We start from the raw sequence: 22,211 nt of genomic DNA, 5'->3' as shown, positions 1-22,211 counted from the left end.
ACACATGGCAGTGATCTGTCTGCAATACATTAAAATAAGGTATTGCAGACAAGTAAAAAAGCACGATAATAAGCAAATTTATCTACTCCCAAGTCAATGCTATTAAGCTTATGTTATTAAATTAAGTCTATATGTGGGGCTATTAATTGGCTTTAACTGCCTCAAGGATTTATCTGTGATCACCACAAAGTACATCGTACGTTCGCTTTTTTTCTTACTCTCGATATCAACACACAGCTTACTGCTTGCTGACGAAGAGACGATAAGTGGCACTCTTCAATCAGCATCAGATGAAGTTAATAAGACTTCAAGCGAAAAAGCTTCTATTAAATTGCCTATTGCTGAAAATAATGAGTTACAAAAAACACCTGTATATGAAGGGACAGACCAACAACTACTCGATCCGCTACCAGAAGTTTCAGTAACTGATGTTCAAACAGAAACAACCGATAACGAGAAACAAGCGGCGGAGTACAAAACTGCGTTTACTAACTCAGCTTGGGAACAATTTGACGTCCCTGATAGCTTTTATGACAATCCTTATAAAGTCTCTTTATTTTCGCCAAAAAATGGAGAGGACAGTGAACGTCTATTATCACAAACGTCCTCTATTTTTTATTATGGACTCGGTGTTGTCTCGGTACTTGCAGTTATGCCTGAATCAGTTACCAATTGGAATAATGATGAGGATGTTAGCTTAGCGCAGAAATGGCTTGATCACGTATCAGAGGGCCCTGTATGGGATCGTGATGATGCTGTTTTAAATTATATTATGCACCCTTACTTTGGTGGTGTTTACTACCAAGCAGCACGTAAATCAGGCTATCGTCAATGGGATTCATTTTTATACTCAGCGCTTATGTCTAGCGCATTTTGGGAATATGGTGTTGAAGCCTTTGCAGAAAAACCGTCTATGCAAGATTTAGTCGTGACACCGGTATTAGGTTGGGTTTATGGTGAATGGGCCTTTAACACTGAACGCGAAATTTGGGCTGGCGGCGGTACGGTTTGGGGAAGTGAATACCTGGGTAACACCGCTCTGTTTTTATTAGACCCAATTGACTCTATTGGACGTAACTTCAACCGCCTATTTGGTAGAGATTTAATAAAAGCAGGTACAGGTTACATTAAACTATCAGAGCAAGGCGATGACGCAAGAGTCCCTAACGACAGACAAATTATGTTTGAAATAAATTACCTGTTTGGCGAAGATAGTAGCTCAGCTCAATCTGGCATTAGTGGTAAACGCAAACTAGGGTCTGGTTATACATTTGCAAATTCACGTGATCCCGTTAATTTCGGTATTGTCGGATTAAGTTTAGGCTCGGGTTACCTTAATTACGATAATAAACGTGGCCTCATTAATGAACAATATGCTCAAGTCTCATTAGGTTTATATTTTTCCCCCCGCTTTTCAGCGCGTTTAAATTATGCCTCAACAAAAATGATGCAAGCTTTCACAACACCAAATGAAACCTATGAAACCTTTAGTGTTGATGGCCAATATTACTTTAATACCAGTTCAAACTTGCGCCCTTATATAACCGCAGGGTTAGGCGAAGAGATTTGGGATGAAGATGACGATCAATACAACTTTCAAATGAACACAGGCGTTGGTCTTCATTATCGTTTAAATGCAAACTGGGCAATACAAGCTGACTATGTTAATTACTTTACGACACATGAAAGCAGTCATGATCAGCAAATGACGGGTAAACTCGTCTACCGTTTTGGTGAAGGCGAAACAATGCAAGTTCAATAAACGTTAAATCAGCTGTAAAAAAAAGGCCTGTGATAACGTTTATCACAGGCCTTTTGGGTTTTTACATTCGAGTTGATGTTTCACCTTAAATTCAAGGTAAAATGATACCGAGTGAGATATCAATTAACCTTTGATACTACAGCGCTCACAGCCCGATTTTTAGCTTCAGACTTTCCACCATTAATCTTTCAACATTAACCTTTCATTACGTCTACTAATGCTTCAGCAAGGTAGCTAACTTGGGCTTGTTTTAAACCCGCAATATTAATTCTGCCATTTAACATACCGTAAATTGCATGTTTTTCACGTAAAGCGATCATCTGTTCAGCGGTTAATGGCAACAAAGAAAACATGCCTTTTTGTCTTGTTACAGCTTGTAAAGAAACAGGTGCATCCATTTCTAACAATAATTTGCCTAGTGCTTTACGTAAATCATTAATACGCTCTCTGCACACTGACAGTTCGGCTAACCAAGGTTCAGGATCTGAAAATAATAATGACGCGACTGCCGCACCATGATTTGGTGGCATAGAATAGTTTGCACGCGTAATACGCTCTAATAAAGTACGTAAAGGAGCATGCTGTGAATGATCGTTTGTTATCACCATCGCTACGCCAGTCCGCTCACAATATAGCCCCATATTTTTTGAACAACTTGCCGCCACCAGCATGAAATCAACTTGATCAACAAACAGTCTTAAACCAGCTGCATCTTCTTCAGGCCCATCACCAAAACCTTGATAGGCAATATCAATAAAAGGCACGACTTTTTTAGCAAGGCAAAAATCAATAAACTGTTGCCACTGTGCGGGTGAAGGATCTACACCAGAAGGATTATGACAACTCCCGTGTAGCAATAAGATATCGCCTTCTTTAGCTTGTTCCAGATCTTCAAAACACGCGTCTATATCTAAAACGCCTCCAACATGCTGCCAACGGAACGGTTCAACTTTGAGGCCAGCCCCTTCCATAATTGGACGATGATTAAGATAACCAGGGTCAGTATTCCAAATCACTGCATCGGGTGATAGCGTCGCAACAAAGTCGGCAATAACTCTTAAAGCACCTGAGCCACCAACCGTTTGAATAGTACATTGGTCAGAAAATCGCTCACTATCACCCAATAAAAATTTGGCCATATGGTCATTAAACTCAAGGTTTCCAGACAACATTTTATAAGACTTTGATTCAGCGGCGGCAGCTAGTTTTTGTTCTGCTTTCTGTACTTGTTGCATCACAGGTGTTTGCCCTGTCTCATCACGATACACCCCCACTAACATATCAATCTTATGGTCTCGTTGGTCTGCATTAAATTGATGTAATAGCGCCCAAAGAGGATCGCCTTGAACAACAGGTAAGTTTTCTAACATAACGACATTCCTTAAATAAAAAGGGTTAGATAAAAAGAACTAAATAAAAGTACAGAAATCCCCATACTTAAATAAAAACATTTAAACAAAATAAACTAATAACGACTCGATAAAATAACCCCTATCACTGTTAAGGCGACTCCAATACAAACAAAAACAGATAATGATTCACCTAAAATCGGCACTGCTAATAATGCAGTGACGGCAGGAGAAAGTGAACCTAACACTGAAGATCGAGCAGAGCCTAATTGGCTTACTGCATAAGAAAAGCAAATGGTTGCCACTACGCCAATACCAAGCCCTTGGATTAAAATAAACGGTAACGCTTGTTGGAAAGAGAAATGCCCCAAGTTACTCGGCACCATACCCGTTCCAATCAGCAGTAACATAATAAAACCTGAGAGGTAAGAGATAATAAGCGTAATAGTCATTGGTTTCAAAGCGATTTTTCTAAGTCCTATGATATAAATAGACCAAAGAAAACTAGCACCAAACAAAAAACAAAGACCAATAATTACATCCAACGACATACCTTCTGACTCACCAACAATCATAATTAATATGCCAACTAATATAAATGAAAGTGTAAACAATCGTTTTTTAGAGAGTGTTTGAGCCAGAAAAAAGTAAGAGATAATAGCGACAAAGAATGCAGGAGTACCGGCAAGTATGGTCCCAACGTAAGCTACAGGCACACTTTTAGCACCTAAGGCAGCTAAGAAAACAAAGGGAATTCCACCAAGTAAAATAAGTGCGATATCGGATAATTTTACTTTTTTTATGGTTTTACAATGAGAAACCAACCAGGGTGACAATAATATTGCAGGTACTAAAAAACGAATTAACGCGACATCAGCAATCTCTAATGCTGAGCCATCAATAATACGTATAGTCAGAGCAAAGCCAGACCAAATGAATAAAACCAATAACATTGAGATATATCCCCAAATAACAGGGGAATTTAAAGCGATAGAGAAGTTATCGCTTAATCGTTTATAAACGTTGCTTTTATAAACATTACTTTTATAGACATTACCTTTATAAACATTATCTTTATAAACATTGCTATTAACCTGCCCTTTATGGTGACTATGCTGTTGTATTTTTTGCATTTTTTGAAGCCCTGCCAATTGTTTATAAAAAGTATCTTATAAACAATATTATCTATTAAAATCGACGCTCTTATCGCTCAAAGAAAGGCTAAAAACCTCAGGTATTAGCTGATACAATCGATATATAAACGAATTAAGCATTAAATCACTAAAAAAGAGTCAGATGAAGAATGGATAAAATAGACCAACACATATTGAAGCACCTTCAAAAAGAAGCACGTATATCAATAGCAGATCTGGCCGATAAAGTCGGTTTATCCGCGTCTCCTTGTGCCAGACGCTTAAAACGATTGGAAGATGAAGGTTTCATAAAAGATTACCAAGCCAATCTAAATAAAGAAAAAGTCGGTATTAATATGACTTTTTTTGTTGAAGTGAGCTTAGATAGACACCAAGAAAAAGCCATTGAAGAATTTGAAATTGCTTTGTTAAAAATTGAAGAAGTGATCAATGCACATATCGTATCCGGCGCTTTTGATTACTTATTAGAAGTTGTTAGCCCTAATTTACAAGGCTATGAAACCTTCACCACTAAACTCCATAAAATCACCAGCGTTAAAGATATCCATACTCATTTGTCCGTAAGGCAATTAAATACGCAACGAGAACTGCCTATGTATATTTAGGTGTTCTAAAAGCTCAGAGGTTATATTAACGGGTTCAAAGCTAGGCATGTTAAACGTTGAAGGTCATAACGTCTGTTGTTGATAAAATAACAAGATAAAAAAGCACAACCTTATTTAATCCATGAATATTAAAAAAGGTTGTGTATTCTCTAAGCTAAATATTAACTTAAACATTAGCCCTTAAGCATTAACCACAAAAATAGTGACTAAATATAATCTCGTAATGCAAACAATAATTGCTGCTTACGTTGTGGGCAACAAAAGCTAGCGGTAATGCTGTTCTCAACCAGTTTAATCATTTGTTCTTGAGTCATATCTAATGATTGAATTAATGCCTCAAAATTTTCAGTCATGTAACCACCGAAATAAGATGGGTCGTCAGAATTTACAGTGACACAAATGCCTAGGCTTAATAAATTTAAAATATTATGTTGGTTCATATCATCAAATACTTTTAGCTTAGTATTTGATAGCGGACAAACAGTCAATGGAATCTGACTCTCTTGTAAGTACTCAATTAAAGCAGGATCATGGATAGCATTCACACCATGATCAACTCTTGATACTTTTAAATCATTAATCGCAGTCCATATATAGTCAGCAGGCCCTTCTTCACCAGCGTGCGCAACCGTTAATAAACCTAGCTCACGCGCTTTAGCAAAAACACGACTAAATTTCTCAGGCGGATGTCCTAACTCAGAGCTATCTAATCCGACTCCTTTGAGTTTATCTAAATGATCCATCGCCGATGTTAATGTTAAGAAAGCACTTTTTTCATCTAAGTGACGTAAAAAACACATGATCAACTCACTACTAATACCTAATTTTTCTTCACCGTCCTTTAATGCACGGTCAATTCCATCGATCACAGTAGCGAAGCTAATACCACGTTCAGTATGTGTTTGAGGGTCAAAAAATGGTTCTACATGAAGTACATTTTGATCTTTGCACTTTACTAAATAAGCCCATGTTAAATCATAAAAATCTTGTTCCGTGACTAAGGCGCTTGCCGCTTGATAATAAATATCTAAAAAGTCTTGTAGCTGAGTAAATTGAAATGCTTGTTTTACTTCCTCTACGTTTTGATAAGGCAATTTAATGTGATTGCGAACCGCTAAATCAAATAACATTTGCGGCTCTAAGCTCCCTTCTAGATGTAGGTGTAATTCTACTTTGGGTAATTGTGCTAACCAGCTTAGTAACACAGGGTCGGCTTTAGGAGAAGTGTCTGAATTTAATGTTGAATGCGGCATAATGTTCTCTTTTAATTTTACACTGACTAAGCATAACTAATTTCTTATCTATAAAAATAAACAACAGTCATTATTTAATACGATAAACACAGAGATAAACGTGAAGTACTTTAATTAAAACTTGTTTTATAGGCACTAACCATTATGATCACGTAATTAAAGCCCCTTCCCAGCTCGACGTAAGACCTGTCATAAAAGCAATAAAAATTAAGGACATAACATGTATAAATTTTTTGAAAATTTAGTGCCTGCACTAGATGATCAAGAGCCGACTCAACCGCCTAAAACGCTAGTCGCTTTTTGTATGCATTATACAAAAGGTTATAAAAAAGCGCTTTTTGCGATGACACTATTAACCGCTTTATTAGCGATTTTAGAAGTGTCTTTATTTGGTTTTATGGGACAGTTAGTAGATTGGTTAATCACTAAAAATCCAGAAACCTTATTACAAGATGAAGGCCAAAAATTATTAATCATGTCAATCATTGTATTGGTCTTAATTCCTTTATTAATACTGCTGCATTCTTTAATTGTTCATCAGATTTTACTCGGCAATTACCCAATGTCGATACGCTGGTTTGCACATCGTTATTTATTAAAACAAAGTGTTTCTTTTTATCAAGATGACTTTGCCGGACGTATCGCAACCAAAGTAATGCAAACCGCATTAGCTGTGCGTGAAACGGTAATGAAGCTATTAAATGTCATGGTCTACATTTTAGTTTACTTGATTTCGATGATTGTCATGGTAGCACAGGCGGATTACCGCTTAGCTATTCCGATGTTAGTCTGGTTGGTGATATATACTTGTATTCAATACTACTTTATACCCAAGTTAAAAAAAGTAGCGGTAGAACAAGCCGATGCTCGCTCAACGATGACGGGTCGTATTGTTGACAGCTACACCAATATATCAACGGTTAAATTATTTGCGCATACCGACTCGGAATCAGCTTATGCTAAACAAGGTATGACTGGATTTTTAGAGACAGTTTACCGTCAAATGCGCTTAGCAACAGGTATTAATATTTGCGTACAAATATCAAATTACACCTTAGCATTTGCAATTACAGCCTTATCAATATCGTTATGGATGCAAAGTGCAATCACGGTTGGCGCGATTGCCGTCGCGATCAGTTTAGCACTGCGTTTAAACGGCATGTCACAATGGATCATGTATGAACTAAGTGCCCTATTTGAAAACATTGGTACTGTAACAGACGGTATGAACACCCTTGCTAAACCTAATATTATTAAAGATAAAGAAGATGCAAAGCCATTAGTCGTCTCTAAAGGTAACATCTACTTTAAACAAATGAGTTTCCATTACGGTGAAAATAAAGGCGTGATTGAAAACTTTGATTTGAATATTAAAGCCGGTGAGAAAATTGGTTTAGTCGGTCGTTCAGGTGCAGGTAAATCTACCTTAGTAAACCTATTATTACGTTTCTATGATGTGGAAAAGGGCCAAATCATTATTGATGGCCAAGACATTAAAGCAGTGCAGCAAGAAAGTTTGCGTTTACAGATAGGCATGGTGACTCAAGATACTTCATTATTACATCGTTCTATCCGAGAAAATATTCTCTACGGACGTCCTGATGCAACAGAAGAGGAAATGGTCAATGCAACGAAACAAGCTCAGGCACATGAGTTTATTTCAATTCTGACAGATAACGAAGGTAACGTTGGATACGACGCGCAAGTCGGGGAACGTGGCGTGAAACTTTCAGGTGGCCAACGTCAGCGTATTGCTATCTCTCGCGTACTATTAAAAGATGCACCTATTCTAGTATTAGATGAAGCGACATCAGCCTTAGACTCAGAAGTTGAAGCGGCGATTCAAGAAAGCTTGTATGAATTGATGCAAGGCAAAACGGTTATTGCCATTGCCCATCGTTTATCGACTATTGCCGCTATGGACCGTTTAATTGTATTAGATAAAGGGAATATTATTGAGCAAGGTAGTCACCAAGAATTGATTGCTAAAAACGGTGTTTATGCACAATTATGGGCACATCAAACAGGTGGTTTTTTAGGTAGTGAATAGTTTTTTAACACTCACTAATTTTGTAAAGTATCAGTAAAGGCTCACTTGTTAACAATTTACCTTTAGTAAAAAGCAGCTTAATAGCCCATTATTAAGCTGCTTTTTGTTACTCGATATCGAGTTTCAATTTCCCGCATTTTAGAAAACAATATGTATTTCCTATTTGTTAATTTTGCTCCTTTTTAATGTAAACCTTAAGCAATTGAAACCTCTATAAATTTCATCTTACCAATATGTTTGATTGCGCTTTTAGCAGAACTTGTTATGATTTGGCGCAATTATAGTCGGGGAGCCTTTGGCTGAGAACGAATGTGATATCAAGATTCATTGATAAAACATCGATACCCGTTGAACCTGATACAGTTAACACTGACGCAGGGAACTATTTATAAACCATCCCTGTAGCATCTCTTTGCTTGATGTTGGTTGATATAAGTTCCGCTCGCGTTTTCATCGGAGCCATTATGTCTGACCTTATTCTTAACGCTATTTCTACACCTATTAGCACACCCATTGTATTGACTATTGCTGGTTCTGACAGCAGTGGCGGTGCAGGCATCCAAGCAGATATTAAAGCTATTTCAGCGACAGGCAGTTACGCTTGTTCGGCAATCACCGCTATTACCGCACAAAATACACTTGGCGTATCCGCTATATTTCCGATTCCGCTCGAGCATGTTGAAAAGCAGTTAGATGCTGTTTTTAGTGACCTCAACATTGTTGCAGTAAAAGTAGGCATGCTAGCGGATTGCGACATCATCAACGTAGTTGCTAAAAAGCTCAAGCAATACAAACCACCCTTTTTAGTTATCGATCCTGTAATGGTCACGACCAATGGCGATTTGCTATTAGAAAAAGTAGCCATTCAAACCTTAAAAACTGAACTACTGCCAATGGCTGATTTAATCACGCCAAACCTACCTGAAGGGGCAGCGTTAATTGACAGTCGACTTCCCACCAGCGAACATGAAATGCAAACAATGATTGACGCATTACGTTTATTAGGTGCGAAAGCAGTCTTATTAAAAGGTGGGCATTTAGAACAAGACGAAAACAGTAATGATTTATTAATTTTACCGGATTCAGTACAACAACTGACAGCAAAACGTGTTGATACTAACAACAATCACGGTACCGGCTGCACCTTATCTTCAGCCATCGCTTCTTATCTTGCTCAAGGTAATGATCTAACAACAGCAGTACAATTGGGCAAAGATTATATAACTCAAGCGCTACAACATGCTGATCAACTTAAGATTGGTAAAGGCCGTGGCCCTGTTGATCATTTTTACAAGCTGAATCAATAGATGTTAAGCATGAACAATAAGCATTCATCGAAGCAAGCTGTGCCAAAGCAAACATTATCAAAGCAAACAATATCGAATGAAATAAATGCACCGAGTATTGATATTAAAGATGCAAGCTTACGTTATCACCATAGTGAACAATACGTACTGTCATCGCTGAACATGCACTTTCCTGCTGCACAATGGACCTGTATTTTAGGGCGAAGCGGTTGCGGTAAAAGCTCTCTATTACGTTACCTCGCTAATTTATTGATTGATAAAGTCGCATGGTCAGGACAACTATCCACCAGCACTAACCTGCCTTTACAAAACCAAATCGCTTATATGGCTCAGCAAGATTTATTAATGCCATGGTTATCGGTATTAGACAATGTTCTGTTAAGTGAAAAGCTCAGTAACAAAAGTCACAAGACTGATAAACAACAAAAATCACTACACATTGCAAAAGCACAACAGCTATTAGAGCAAGTAGGCCTGTCCGATAAAACACATTATTTACCACAGCAATTATCTGGCGGTATGCGTCAACGTGTTGCGTTAGCTAGAACCTTAATGCAAAACAAACCAGTGGTATTGATGGACGAACCTTTTTCAGCATTAGATGCAGTCACTCGCTATCGTTTACAAAACCTAGCCCATCAATTATTAAAAGATAAAACAGTGGTGTTGATTACTCACGATCCACAGGAAGCAATTCGCTTAGCTAATCAACTTTATATTATGCAAGGTCAACCAGCCTTTGCAGAATCATTAACAGTGCCTGATAGCGAAACCCCAAGAGCATTTGATACTCAAAGCACAAGTTTACAGCAACAAATTTTAGAGCGGTTGGAGCAAGATTATGAGTAATTTACCTCCCATGATTAACCTAGCGAAACCGATTAAAAGTAAGGATAAAACCCTACATCCAGTACTACGTTCGTTACTTACTTTTGCAGTGATTATTGCCATTTGGCAAGCGGTTGTGATCCTATTTAAATTACCTGCTTTCATTCTGCCGGAGCCTTTATCTGTGTTCGAACGTTTGATTGCACGCTATGACGTTTTATTAAGGCATAGTTGGGTGACCACTCAAGAGATCATACTCGGCTTATTATTAGGCTTATCCATGGGCTTATGTTTTGCCTTGCAGATGTTGTTATTTAAACCAATCAAACGTTGGTTATTGCCGATTTTAATTACTAGCCAAGCCATCCCCGTTTTTGCCATCGCACCTATTTTGATGATCTGGTTAGGTTATGGCATTGCTTCAAAAATAGTCATGGCCGCAATGATCATCTTTTTCCCTGTGACAACTTGTTGTTATGACGGGTTAAAAAACACACCAACAGGCTATCTCGACTTAGCTAAAACCATGAATGCGAGTAAATGGAAGATGTTGCGTCATATTCAATTACCAGCATCGTTACCCACCTTAGCTTCTGGTATTCGTGTCGCGGTTGTTATTGCTCCGATTGGCGCCGTTGCGGGTGAATGGGTTGGCTCAAGTGAAGGCTTGGGTTATTTAATGCTACAGGCTAATGCTCGCATGTTGATTGATGAAATGTTCGCCGCTTTATTTATCCTGTCTACAATTTCGGTTAGCTTATATTTCATCACCGATAAGTTATTAAAAAAACTGATCCCATGGGAGGCCTGAAAGCACGTTTTCTCTTATTTAAATTAGAAAATTAAAATAGAAAATTAAAATAGCAAATATGAATACCCATTTGCGTACAACTAAAGCTCAACCATATTAATTCATAAACAATGCACACTCTTTAAATACAATAAGGAAATACACTACATGAAAAAGAATTTCATCTTAACCACGCTTACTTTGGCGGCCTCGTTACTCTCATTTACAGCACAAGCTGAAGATAAAAAAGTCACTCTGATGTTAGATTGGTTTGTTAACCCGAACCATGGCCCAATTATCGTGGCACAACAACGTGGTTACTTTAAAGAACAAGGTTTAAATGTGGTTATTCAAGAACCAGCAGATCCAAGTATGCCCCCCAAATTAGTAGCAGCAGGTAACATTGACCTTGCTATTACTTATCAGCCGAATCTAATTATTGATGTTGCAGAAGGGTTACCTTTAGTACGTTCCGCGACGTTAATCGCTACGCCATTAAACACACTAATGGTACTCGATAACGGAAAAATTAATTCACTAAGCGATTTGAAAGGTAAAAAAGTAGGTGTTGCTATTTCAGGAAGTGAAGAAGCGACCATCGGTAAAATGCTAGAAACCGTCAATGTCAGTTACGATGAATTAGAAATCATTAACGTGGGTTGGGCATTATCAGCATCATTAGCATCGGGTAAAGTTGATGCTATTTGGGGTGGTTTACGCAATTTTGAAACGAATCAACTGGCATTAGAAGGCTTTAAAGCTAAAGCTTACTTCCCTGAAGAACACGGTGTTCCAGCTTATGATGAACTTATATTTGTAGCTAATGCTAAAAAATATGATGCAGCGATGATTAATGCTTTTAATAAAGCCCTAGAACAAGCCACCATTTATATTGTTAACCACCCCAAGGAAGCTTGGAATGAATTTGTTAACTATGCCCCTGATACCTTAAACAATGAGCTTAATAAACGAGCATGGCGCGATACGTTAACACGTTTTGCATTACGCCCAGCTGCTATCGACTTAAAACGTTACGATGATTACGCGCAATTTATGTTTGATAACAAGCTTATTAAGAGCCTGCCAAAAGCAAAAGATTATATGCCTACATTCAAATAGAAAAATGGATTAATGCCCGTGAAATGGCTTAGTGTCCGTTGAAAAAACGGACTAAAAATTCACTCAATGGTAAATTTAAAATAGTGAGAAAATCATGAACCATAAAGATTTAATCAACGCTTGCCAGTCTGACTGGGATGACTATACAAAGCACCCTTTTGTGATGCAATTAGGTAATGGAAGCTTAGCGCAACCCTGCTTTTTACATTACCTAAAACAAGACTTTTTATTCTTGAAGCAGTATTCACGTGCCTATGCACTAGCGATTTATAAAGCGAATACGTTAGCAGAAATGCGTAAGGGCCTGACGAGTGTTCAAGCATTGTTGAGCTTTGAGATTAATCACCACATCACTTATTGTGCAAATTGGGGATTAACCGAGGCGGATTTAGAAGCAGAAGATGAAGATTTTGGCACGGTCGCCTATACACGTTACGTTTTAGATACGGGAATGATGGGCGATATTGTTGATCTTTATGTCGCGCTAGCCCCTTGTTCAATTGGTTATGCTGAAATTGGTCGTTTATTAGCAAATGACAAAAACACTAAAATTGAGGGTAATGAATTTGCGAGTTGGATTGATTTATATAGCGGTGAAGAATTTCAACAAAGTATCATCGACAGCACCGAACATTTAGATCAATTACTCGCAGAAATTGATCTCAATAGCCAACGTGGTCAACACCTTCTGAAAGTATTCAGAACGGCGACTAGAATGGAAGTGGCTTTTTGGCAGCAAGGTTTAAATGCCGCTATTTAGCGAGTGTGGTGATAAAGAAACCTTGTAATAGAAAGCCATGCAATAAATAAAATAGTGAGCAGAGGATTAACGATGCAAACAATACAAAAAGAAGACGCACAAAAAGAAAGCATACCGAAAGAAAAGACCAAGCTAATTATCGATGCGTTACACACATTACGTACGCAAAAACCATTAGTCGTCAACATTACTAATTATGTTGTTATGAACAATACAGCGAATGCCTTATTAGCTATTGGCGCATCACCGATCATGGCGCATTCTCGTCAAGAAATGGCTGAAATGATGTCATTTAGTGGTGCATTGGTTATTAATATCGGTACCCTAGATAGCCAATGGGTTCCGCGTATGATTTATGCTGTTGAACAAGCCAACGTACATGAAAAAGTCGTAGTATTAGACCCAGTAGGCTGTGGTGCGAGTACATTACGTACCGAGACTTCGCGTCAAATCGCAGCACTTGCAAAACATTTAATTATTCGTGCAAACGCATCTGAAATAATAGCGTTAGCCGGTGAAAAAGCACAAAGTAAAGGTGTTGATTCACTTGATAGCAGTGAAATGGCCGTGGATGCTGCTCGCTATTTAGCTGAAACTTATCACTGTAATGTAGTTATTTCGGGTGAAGTCGATTACATCATTACCGCTGACAGTGAAACCACATTACATAACGGTCATGCAATGATGCCAAATATCACAGGAATGGGGTGTAGTTTAAGTGCTTTAACTGGCGCTTTTGCTGCGATTGGTGAAGATTCTGGTTTAGCCGCTGCCGCTGTATTAGGTGTTGCTGGTGAAATTGCAGCAGAGCAATCTGCCGGCCCAGGTAGTTTACAAATGAATTTGCTTGATGTGTTATATCAGTTAGATGCCACCGCTATTAATAAACGTTTAAAAATAACTGTCAAATAGTGGCTAATTTAAAGGTATTTTTTATTCTTCATGGAATATTAAGCGCCTTTATTAGGTACTATTACTCACTCTATTTTCAAGGAAAACACCATGAACCCGTATCGTCTATATTTAGTGACAGATGATCAGCAAGATTTAGAAACACTAAAACATGTTGTCAAAGAAGCCGTTGCAGGTGGTGTTACCATGGTGCAAGTCCGAGAAAAAAGTGGTGATATACAATCTTTCATTGTTCGTGCTCAAGCAATTAAAACCATTCTAAAAGACACTAACGTGGCACTTATCATTAACGATCGTGTTGATGTCGCATTAGCCGTTGATGCTGACGGAGTTCACTTAGGGCAATCGGATATGCCCGCTGAATTAGCACGACAATTGATTGGCCCTAACAAGTTACTCGGCCTGTCTATCGAAAATGAACATCAGCTATTAGAAGCAAATGCATTATCTTTGGATTACATCGGCTTAAGTGCGATTTTTGCAACGCCAACTAAAACAGATACTAAAAAACAATGGGGAATAGCAGGCTTAGCGAATGCGTTAACAAAAACAAACTTCCCAGTCGTTGCGATTGGCGGTATTAACCAAAGTAATTTAGATGACATCATAAAAACTGGTGTCGATGGTGTCGCGTTAGTATCTGCGATTTGCCATGCAGATGATCCTAAATCTGCTGCTGCAGCTCTGTTAAAGCAAATACACGCAGCTATGCCATAAGCCTTTTAAAATCAAATCACTTAACCACAAAGTTAAAGAGATAAAAAATTAAAATCAAAAGCAATTAACCACGAAGGCACGAAGTTGAAAGAAGGTTAAATCAAAAGCTTTATAATTAAAGACAACTTGAAATACTTTCAGGTTTAACTTCCCTCTTAATTATTTTGTTGTATTTTCTTCGTGTCCTTCGTGTAGCGTAGCGCTTCGTGGTTGATTAAATCTTTAAAGCCAAAACCAATTAACCACGAAGGCACGAAGTTAAAAGAAGGTTAGGTCAAAAGCCTTAAAACTCACAACTAACTTTAATGTACTGAGTTCTGCATATTTTCACTTTTAGCTACTCTTTATGCCCTTCTTCGTGCCCTTCCTGTAGCGTAGCGCTTCGTGGTTGATTAAATCTTTAAAGCCAAAACCAATTAACCACGAAGGCACGAAGTTAAAAGAAGATTAAGTCAAAAACCTTAAGATTAACAACTAACTTAAATGTGCTGAGTTCTGCATATTTTCACTTTTAGCTACTCTTTATGCCTTCCTTCGTGCCCTTCGTGTAGCGTAGCGCTTCGTGGTTGATTAAACCTTTAAAATCAAAAGCAATTAACCACGAAGGCTCGAAGTTAAAAGAAGGTTAAATCAAAAGCTTTATAATTAAAGACAACCTGAAATACTCTCTTATTCAACCTCCCTGCTAATTATTTTGTTATATTTTCTTCGTGTCCTTCGTGCAGCGTAGTGCTTCGTGGTTAATTAAGTATTTAAAGTCAAAGCCAATTAACCACGAAGGCACGAAGTTAAAAGGAGATTAAGTCAAAAACTTTATAATTAAATACAACTTGAAATACTCTCTTATTCAACCTCTTCCAAATTATTTTGTTATATTTTCTTCGTGCCCTTCGTGTAGCGCAGCGCTTCGTGATTAATATTTTTTAACTTTGAAACTTTGTCTTTGCTTCTGACTTAATATTTTTCTATTGATGACTTCTCAAGCACAGCATTTATATTAAGAATAACTTACACTAACATTCATCTTGTTAAATAAATCGAAACCCTTGGCTGATTATGAATATCACACTTAAGCAATTACATGTCTTTATGACGATCACACAAGAAAAAACACTAACTACTGCGGCAGAAAAACTATTTCTAAGCAAACCAGCGGTAAGTATGGCGCTAGCAGAGTTAGAAAAACAACTCGGTCATAAACTATTTGAGCGTACTAATAATCGATTATTAATCAATGAGATGGGCAAAGCACTATTGCCCTTAGCCGATGAACAAATAGAACGTAGTAAGGCAATCACAAGTTTATTTGATAATCATAACTTTCAAGGAAAGCTAAGAATTGGTTCAAGTAATACAGTAGGTAATCATTTACTGCCGGCTTTATTAGCACAGTTTCGTGACATTAAAAATCATCAAGATCAATTAATATGTATTGATAACAGCACCACTATTGGCGAAAAGCTAAAAGAATACGAATTAGATATTGGATTAGTTGAAGCTTTATTGGTGGATAAACAGTTACATATTGAACGTTGGCTTAAAGATGAAATGGTCATTGTGGTTCACCCTAATCATCCTTTAACCAGTAAAAAATCAATTACCATCGAAGACTTGAATCACCAACATTGGATCTTACGAGAGCAAGGTTCGGGTACTCGTGATTTTTTTATTACGCACATTGGACAGCATTTAACAGACCTAGATATTACCTTTGAGCTCACGACGACTGAAGCAATCATTAATTGCTGTGCAGCTGGTTTAGGGGTGTCTTGTATGTCGCGAACAGCTGCTAGGCATGCGCTGCAAGATAAACGCTTATGTACTCTACCTATCGATATCGACATGTCTCGCGATCTTTATTTGGTGTGGCACAAAGATAAGTACCAAAGCCCGATACTAAAAGAATTTATAGAATACGCACAACAATGGAACTTACAAGATTAAGCAAATGTAATAACACTCACATTCAATACCTGCTCTACTGTACAGAGCAATGCCACTTTTAAATAAACAATGGTGAGATTCACAACATAATAAATAACAAAAACAGCGACTTGCTATCATTTTCATTAAATAACCATCGACAAAACTACCTATATTTAAATAATAGCCTATTCTAAACGCTCCATTATTAGCATTTTAAAAGGCGATAACAAGATATGACTAGAAGTAAAACCACCTCTACAGATGATGTATTATTAGTATTATGTAATTCGATGAAATCTGTTTTAAGTAATGCGACGGGTCGCCAAATTAATTATTCTTCAATGGTTCAAAAAATCAATAAAACCTGTCTTAAACCAGACATAGGTTGCTTTGTATTATTTGATGGTGGTTTTTCTGGATTAGTTATTTTAAATTTTAGTGCTGCTGCCGCAATGGAATTATATACGACTTATATGACCAATATGGGGCTATCAGAAGAAGATTTAGCAATATCGCATACTGCTGACGATGTGAGTGATGTAATGGGTGAGTTAATGAATCAAGCCGTTGGTGATTTTACCAGTGTCATTGGCCATGAATTACATACTTCTATTAATCAAAATCAACCTAAAATGTTGACCATTAATAAACAAGTCGTACTCTCTATAGATACAAATTTAGACCGCCCACAAGCACGTCGAGTAAGTTTCACGACAGCAAAAAATAACATTTTCTACCTTGAATTAGCCATGGATAAAACGGAGTTTATTAAATTACCTAATTTTGAAGAACGAGAAGCGTTTGATCCTGATTCAATAATTGAAGAAGAAAAAAACAAAATATCTCAAGTAAATACAACCGCAGCTAAAAATTCAGCTGTTGAAATCGATTTATTCGATGAATTAGGCATCTAAAACAAAGTGCTTAAAAAGTAGTTCATTAAAGAATAATGCCAATAAATTAGGATAATGAAAGTGGATATTAAAAGTCACTCATTGCAATGAGAACGGTACTAAAACGCATACTGAGAATGATATTAAGAATAATGACAATAATATAAATAACTTAAACTCTGGATAATGAAAGCCTCTCTATATTTAAATCCATAATGTTATATTACTTATTACACAGTGCCGCTAGTTTTGTGAAATTCAAGGCAATTTAATGAAATAATAATCGATTCTTGCAAGACAAATCAACATAGCAATTTACGGAAATTAGCGTAAACAATGCCGATTACATTAAATAAATGATCTACATTTTTGCGTAGAAAAAATAGCTTAGTTTAAGGCATAGGTTGAAGCCTTTAGAAGATTAACGAAAAAATTGATTGGTATAATGGTGTTGTGTCGATTTTCTGTTCCAAAACTAGAGATTAAATCGCACAATTAAAAAGGCCTGACGAGAAAACTCATCAGGCCTTTTATTTGTAATAGTAATTAAAAACTTATGAAGCTTATTTTTTCATTTCAGCATGTTTTTGTTGAAAAGCAGTAAACTCTGCATTTGATACTTTACCGTTGCCATCAGCATCTAACATTTCAAATGTTGGACGTTTGTTGCCTTTACGGTCTCCACGTTTTGCATCTAATTCTTGAGTTGTTATTTTACCGTCAGCATCACCGTCGATTTTATCGAAGTTATTAAGTAAGCGACCTTTTGCTTCGTCTTTAGTAATGGCACCGTCTTTATTCACATCTAATGTTGAGAATGATACTTTCTGCCCGTGCTTACCTTTTTTCATGTTTTTAACTAATTCAAACTCAGCTGACGTAATAGAACCATTCGCGTCTGTATCTACTTTATCAAAGTGTTTAGCTAAACGACCTTTTGTCTCATCTTTAGTGATAACACCATCGCTGTTCACATCTAACTTAGCAAAGCTAACTTCTTTATTCCCTTTTTTATGACCTTTTCCTTTATGCATTTTTTGCATTTCTGACAATTCAGCTTGAGTAATAACACCATTTTTATCGCTATCTATTTTATCAAAATGTTTCGATAGGCGACCTTTTGCTTCATCTTTTGTAATTTGGCTGTCGTTATTGGTATCGATAGCAGCAAAGTCTAATTTGTGATTACCCTTACCTTTGTGCATTTTTTCTAGCGCGGCAAATTCAGCTGTTGAAATTAAACCATTCGCATCTGCATCTACTTTATCAAAATGTTTCGCCAAACGACCTTTTGCTTCATCTTTTGTAATTTTACTATCGTTATTCGTATCGATAGAGCCGAAATCTAGTTTATGATTACCTTTACCTTTGTGCATTTTTTCTAAAGCTGCGAATTCAGTTGTTGAAATTGAACCGTTTGCATCGCTGTCAATTTTATCAAAACGTTTAAGTAATCCTCGTTTCGCTTCATCTTTAGTAATTTGTCCATCTTTATTAACATCTACTTTAGCGAAGTCTACTTTATGATGACCCTTGCCTTTTTTCATTTTCTTCGCAGCATCAAATTCAGCGCTAGAAATTGAACCGTCATTATTTGTATCAAAATCAGCGAATGTTGGTTTTTTTGACTCTCTCATTTTTTTCATTTCAGCAAACTCTGCTTCACTGATTAAATCATTGCTATCTGCATCGATTTTATCAAAATGCTTCGCTAGTTTACCCGTCGCTTCTACGACACTAATTTGGCCATCTTTATTAAGATCGAACTTTCCAAAGTCATATTTAGCTGAGTTATTGCCAGCAGCCATTGTTAGCGAACTTGAAACCATTAATGCAACACCACTTAGAATAAATAACTTTTTCATATAAACCTCTTTTTTTACTTAGAATATAAAGCTCTCTTCTGAGCCGATGTAGAGACTATAGATAAGCATTGTGTAGAGAATATGGATAAAAAAAGGAGTTAACTGTTTTGCTTGATTTTTAGGGAGATAATTGAAGAAAAACGAAGGAGGTCACTAATAATGCCAATAAAGCGTTCGTAGATGATGTTAATCATACAGTCAAAGTGGTTAACTAAGATAAACAATACGGATAAGGCACACTAACAATAACAAAAGATACATGCCCTAACACTTCCCCCTAAAGCAAAATACCTAACATCCTATTTCTAAAGCAGAACTTTAAAATATATATCAACATAGACTTCAAAGTTATACCGATTACATTAAATAAGTGATCTAAATTTTGTGCAGGAAAAATGACTTAGTTTAAGGCGTAAATTGAGCTAAATGGCTGTTCCCTTTACGAAATTTACAACGAAGAAATAAGTTATTTTAACAAGTAAAATAGATCAGTTAATTAGTGTGATTGGTATTATACCAATCTAAGTAATTATCTAGTCATTTATGCTTGTTAAAACAAATCCTAGCTTCGTTGTTGATTTTGTAATGAGAATAACTAGTTACTGCAATCAACGCCTTGCTATTATCCATTTCCCCTAACGCCTAAATAGACCATTTACTTATTCAGATTGGTATTAATCGAACTAGCGACTTGTTTATGGAAAATGCAGGTTTATTCAAACCGTTTGTTTAGTGGCTATGATGTGAGCAACTACAGAGCAAACTTGTAACCGACCCCATAGATAGATTGAATGCAATCAACCTCGGCATCAACATTTTGAATTTTACGACGCAAATTTTTAATATGGCTATCAATAGTTCGATCAGTCACGACACGGTTATCTGAGTAGATTTGAGTCATTAACTGCTCCCGGCTAAAGACTTGCTCTTTATGTTGATGAAAATGCGATAGAAGGCGAAATTCAGCACGCGTTAAGCTAACTTCTTTGCCTTTGACTAATACTTGCATCGTACTTTCATTAATACTCAATACTTTATCAGCCATTTTCAGTTCATCGCTTGAGCGACGCAGGATGTTTTTTACTCGTACCACCACTTCTCTTGGACTATACGGCTTACAAATATAATCATCAGCACCTAGTTCCAAACCAATTAAACGATCAATCTCATCGATTCTGGCGGTGGCCATCACGACCGGAATATCCGTAAAGGAACGTAACTCTCTGTAAATATCTAATCCATTTTTCCCTGGTAACATTAAATCTAATATCAATAAATCAACAGGATTCTTTTTTACCCATTCAATGACTTGTGAACCATCATTAATAATATGTGTAATAAAACCAGACTGAGTAAGATACTCGCCTAATACTTGTGCTAATGACTCTTCATCTTCTACGATTAAAACATGCTGTGACATCGTAATTCCTTTATTAATTCTCTGAAATTGGCAGATAAATAGTGATGGTTAGTCCACCTAAAGCGGAATGGGTTGCAATCATTTCACCTTGATGTGCTTTTACAATCGTTTGACAAATTGATAAGCCTAAACCAGATCCTCCACTCAAACGACTTCGAGACTCATCTACACGATATAAACGTTCAAATAATTTAGGTAAAGCATGGTCAGGCACACTTGGCGCGCTGTCCTCAATGCATATTTGAAGCTGCTGCTTATTCCTTTTTAACTTAACCTGCAATAAACCCGGCGCATCGGTATAACGTAAGCTATTTTCTAATACATTAGAGAATAACTGCGTTAGAGACTTTTTATCGCCTTTAATATAAACAGGCTGTTTAAGGTTAAAGTAACTTTGTAATTGGATCTGCTTTTCTTGGAAACGTAATTGATATTGTGAACAACTCATTGCAAGCACTTGTTGCACGTCAACCGATTCAGATAAATCAAATTGCATTCCAGCATCGGATAACGATAACTGATATAAGTCATTCACTAATTGACTCAAGTTTTGTACTTGGTTATGTAATGAATCAATATACTTTGGCTCTGGTTTACGAATACCATCTTGTAATGCTTCTATTTCGCTTTTTAAGACAGAAATAGGCGTCCGCAGTTCATGAGAAATATCAGCTAACCATTGCTCTCTGTTTTCTTTTTGACGTAACAGGCTGTTGCTTAATTCATTAAAACGTGAAGATAACGCTGCTAACTCATCCTCTCCATTAACTTCAATTTGTGTTAAATAATCGCCCTCTTGTAATGAATTTGCTGCATTTTCAAGACGTTTTAAAGGCGTTAAAAAATGGCGAACTAATAACCAAGCTAAGGTAAACGACAGTAATGTCACCCACAAAACAATCCACATTAAATTATACTGTTGTTGATGGTAGAAAGTACTCTCTAACTCCCCAGGAATAACGTAACGTTTTTGTGTGGTCACCCACCCCACTGTTTTTTGCTGGTATATAACAGGTACTTTGATAACTTCATTTTTCGATTTAGATTTTCTTTGCGTAAAAATGGGTTGATAGTTTTCATCCAACACCACGATACGTTTAAATAAACGTTCTATACGATCTGAACGAAATTTCTTAGGTTCTTTACCATCACCTCTAGGGCGATTAAATACTTGCGATAATACTGATAACATCGTATCAGGCGTTAACCCTTGCCATCCATCTTTCTCAGAGTAATAAGGTGCAATAAATTCAGAAACAATTTCTAATCGATTTTCTTCTCCATGATTTAAATACTTTTGTAAACCAGTACGAAAGCTATCATTAATAGACCATGCCATCCCCAACACCATTAAAGCGCTAATGAATAACATAGAAAACAGAATTTTTTTGAATAAAGTAAGACGCATCAGCACCCTTTTCACTAAAATGAATGAAATAAACATTGCTAACTTTAACGCAAAGCTGCTTAATTGAGGTTATTATTTTTTAATTTTTCGTTA

At 36.8% G+C, this 22,211-nt stretch carries 18 protein-coding genes and 1 riboswitch; of the genes, 12 read left to right on the top strand and 6 right to left on the bottom strand.

The window, feature by feature from the left end:
• The first annotated feature begins 175 nt into the window (after positions 1–175).
• A complete protein-coding gene (locus tag GQR59_RS04770) occupies positions 176–1,762 on the top strand; it encodes a DUF3943 domain-containing protein (protein ID WP_160060922.1) in 1,587 nt (528 codons plus the stop codon).
• 194 nt (positions 1,763–1,956) lie between these two features.
• Here GQR59_RS04770 and GQR59_RS04765 read toward each other — a convergent pair whose 3' ends face one another.
• Entirely contained in the window at positions 1,957–3,132 is a 1,176-nt protein-coding gene (locus GQR59_RS04765; RefSeq protein WP_160060921.1) for an amino acid aminotransferase, read from the bottom strand.
• Between the two features lie 95 nt (positions 3,133–3,227).
• Positions 3,228–4,244: a DMT family transporter gene (locus GQR59_RS04760; RefSeq protein ID WP_201288018.1), complete on the bottom strand. Its 1,017-nt coding sequence runs from the start codon at positions 4,242–4,244 to the stop codon at positions 3,228–3,230.
• A gap of 170 nt (positions 4,245–4,414) precedes the next feature.
• Between GQR59_RS04760 and GQR59_RS04755 the strand changes: the two genes are divergently transcribed.
• Entirely contained in the window at positions 4,415–4,870 is a 456-nt protein-coding gene (locus GQR59_RS04755; RefSeq protein WP_160060920.1) for an Lrp/AsnC family transcriptional regulator, read from the top strand.
• Between the two features lie 206 nt (positions 4,871–5,076).
• Here GQR59_RS04755 and GQR59_RS04750 read toward each other — a convergent pair whose 3' ends face one another.
• Positions 5,077–6,123, bottom strand: a complete 1,047-nt coding sequence (locus tag GQR59_RS04750; protein WP_160060919.1) for an adenosine deaminase — start codon at positions 6,121–6,123, stop codon at positions 5,077–5,079.
• Between the two features lie 220 nt (positions 6,124–6,343).
• Here GQR59_RS04750 and GQR59_RS04745 point away from each other — a divergent pair, with 220 nt between their 5' ends.
• The 10 genes from GQR59_RS04745 to GQR59_RS04700 all read left to right on the top strand — a co-directional run bounded on the left by GQR59_RS04745 (position 6,344) and on the right by GQR59_RS04700 (position 17,446).
• On the top strand, positions 6,344–8,173 hold the full coding sequence (locus GQR59_RS04745) for an ABC transporter ATP-binding protein (protein ID WP_160060918.1): 1,830 nt from the start codon (positions 6,344–6,346) through the stop codon (positions 8,171–8,173).
• Between the two features lie 275 nt (positions 8,174–8,448).
• Positions 8,449–8,571: riboswitch (TPP riboswitch) on the top strand.
• A gap of 66 nt (positions 8,572–8,637) precedes the next feature.
• Positions 8,638–9,480 carry a bifunctional hydroxymethylpyrimidine kinase/phosphomethylpyrimidine kinase gene (thiD, locus tag GQR59_RS04740; protein ID WP_160060917.1) on the top strand — a complete coding sequence of 281 codons (843 nt, stop codon included), beginning with the start codon at positions 8,638–8,640 and terminating at the stop codon, positions 9,478–9,480.
• A 9-nt stretch (positions 9,481–9,489) separates the two neighbouring features.
• Complete coding sequence (locus GQR59_RS04735; RefSeq protein ID WP_201288017.1) at positions 9,490–10,329, top strand: ABC transporter ATP-binding protein; 840 nt, start codon at positions 9,490–9,492, stop codon at positions 10,327–10,329.
• A complete protein-coding gene (locus GQR59_RS04730) occupies positions 10,322–11,119 on the top strand; it encodes an ABC transporter permease (RefSeq protein WP_160060915.1) in 798 nt (265 codons plus the stop codon). Before GQR59_RS04735 ends, GQR59_RS04730 begins: the two co-directional genes overlap by 8 nt.
• Before the next feature lie 147 nt (positions 11,120–11,266).
• On the top strand, positions 11,267–12,217 hold the full coding sequence (locus GQR59_RS04725; RefSeq protein WP_160060914.1) for an ABC transporter substrate-binding protein: 951 nt from the start codon (positions 11,267–11,269) through the stop codon (positions 12,215–12,217).
• A gap of 94 nt (positions 12,218–12,311) precedes the next feature.
• The gene (locus GQR59_RS04720) at positions 12,312–12,977 is read left to right on the top strand and encodes a TenA family protein (protein WP_160060913.1); all 666 of its coding nucleotides are present in this window, start codon (positions 12,312–12,314) and stop codon (positions 12,975–12,977) included.
• Between the two features lie 72 nt (positions 12,978–13,049).
• Positions 13,050–13,889, top strand: coding sequence for a hydroxyethylthiazole kinase (gene thiM, locus GQR59_RS04715; RefSeq protein WP_160060912.1), 840 nt, complete (start codon positions 13,050–13,052; stop codon positions 13,887–13,889).
• A gap of 90 nt (positions 13,890–13,979) precedes the next feature.
• A complete protein-coding gene (thiE, locus tag GQR59_RS04710) occupies positions 13,980–14,606 on the top strand; it encodes a thiamine phosphate synthase (RefSeq protein WP_160060911.1) in 627 nt (208 codons plus the stop codon).
• A gap of 1,056 nt (positions 14,607–15,662) precedes the next feature.
• Complete coding sequence (locus tag GQR59_RS04705; protein WP_160060910.1) at positions 15,663–16,550, top strand: LysR family transcriptional regulator; 888 nt, start codon at positions 15,663–15,665, stop codon at positions 16,548–16,550.
• A 215-nt stretch (positions 16,551–16,765) separates the two neighbouring features.
• Positions 16,766–17,446, top strand: coding sequence for a DUF3334 family protein (locus GQR59_RS04700; RefSeq protein ID WP_160060909.1), 681 nt, complete (start codon positions 16,766–16,768; stop codon positions 17,444–17,446).
• 542 nt (positions 17,447–17,988) lie between these two features.
• On the opposite strand, the gene GQR59_RS04695 is transcribed toward GQR59_RS04700, so the two are convergent.
• The 3 genes from GQR59_RS04695 to GQR59_RS04685 form a co-directional block, all read right to left on the bottom strand.
• A complete protein-coding gene (locus GQR59_RS04695; protein WP_160060908.1) occupies positions 17,989–19,290 on the bottom strand; it encodes an EF-hand domain-containing protein in 1,302 nt (433 codons plus the stop codon).
• Between the two features lie 751 nt (positions 19,291–20,041).
• On the bottom strand, positions 20,042–20,710 hold the full coding sequence (locus tag GQR59_RS04690; RefSeq protein ID WP_201288016.1) for a response regulator: 669 nt from the start codon (positions 20,708–20,710) through the stop codon (positions 20,042–20,044).
• A gap of 13 nt (positions 20,711–20,723) precedes the next feature.
• The gene (locus GQR59_RS04685) at positions 20,724–22,118 is read right to left on the bottom strand and encodes an ATP-binding protein (RefSeq protein WP_160060907.1); all 1,395 of its coding nucleotides are present in this window, start codon (positions 22,116–22,118) and stop codon (positions 20,724–20,726) included.
• Positions 22,119–22,211: the final 93 nt, after the last annotated feature.

Source organism: Psychromonas sp. L1A2 (assembly GCF_009828855.1).
Classification (GTDB): domain Bacteria; phylum Pseudomonadota; class Gammaproteobacteria; order Enterobacterales; family Psychromonadaceae; genus Psychromonas.
Note: the sequence above shows the minus strand (reverse complement) of the source record. Positions and strands in the feature narration are given on the sequence as shown.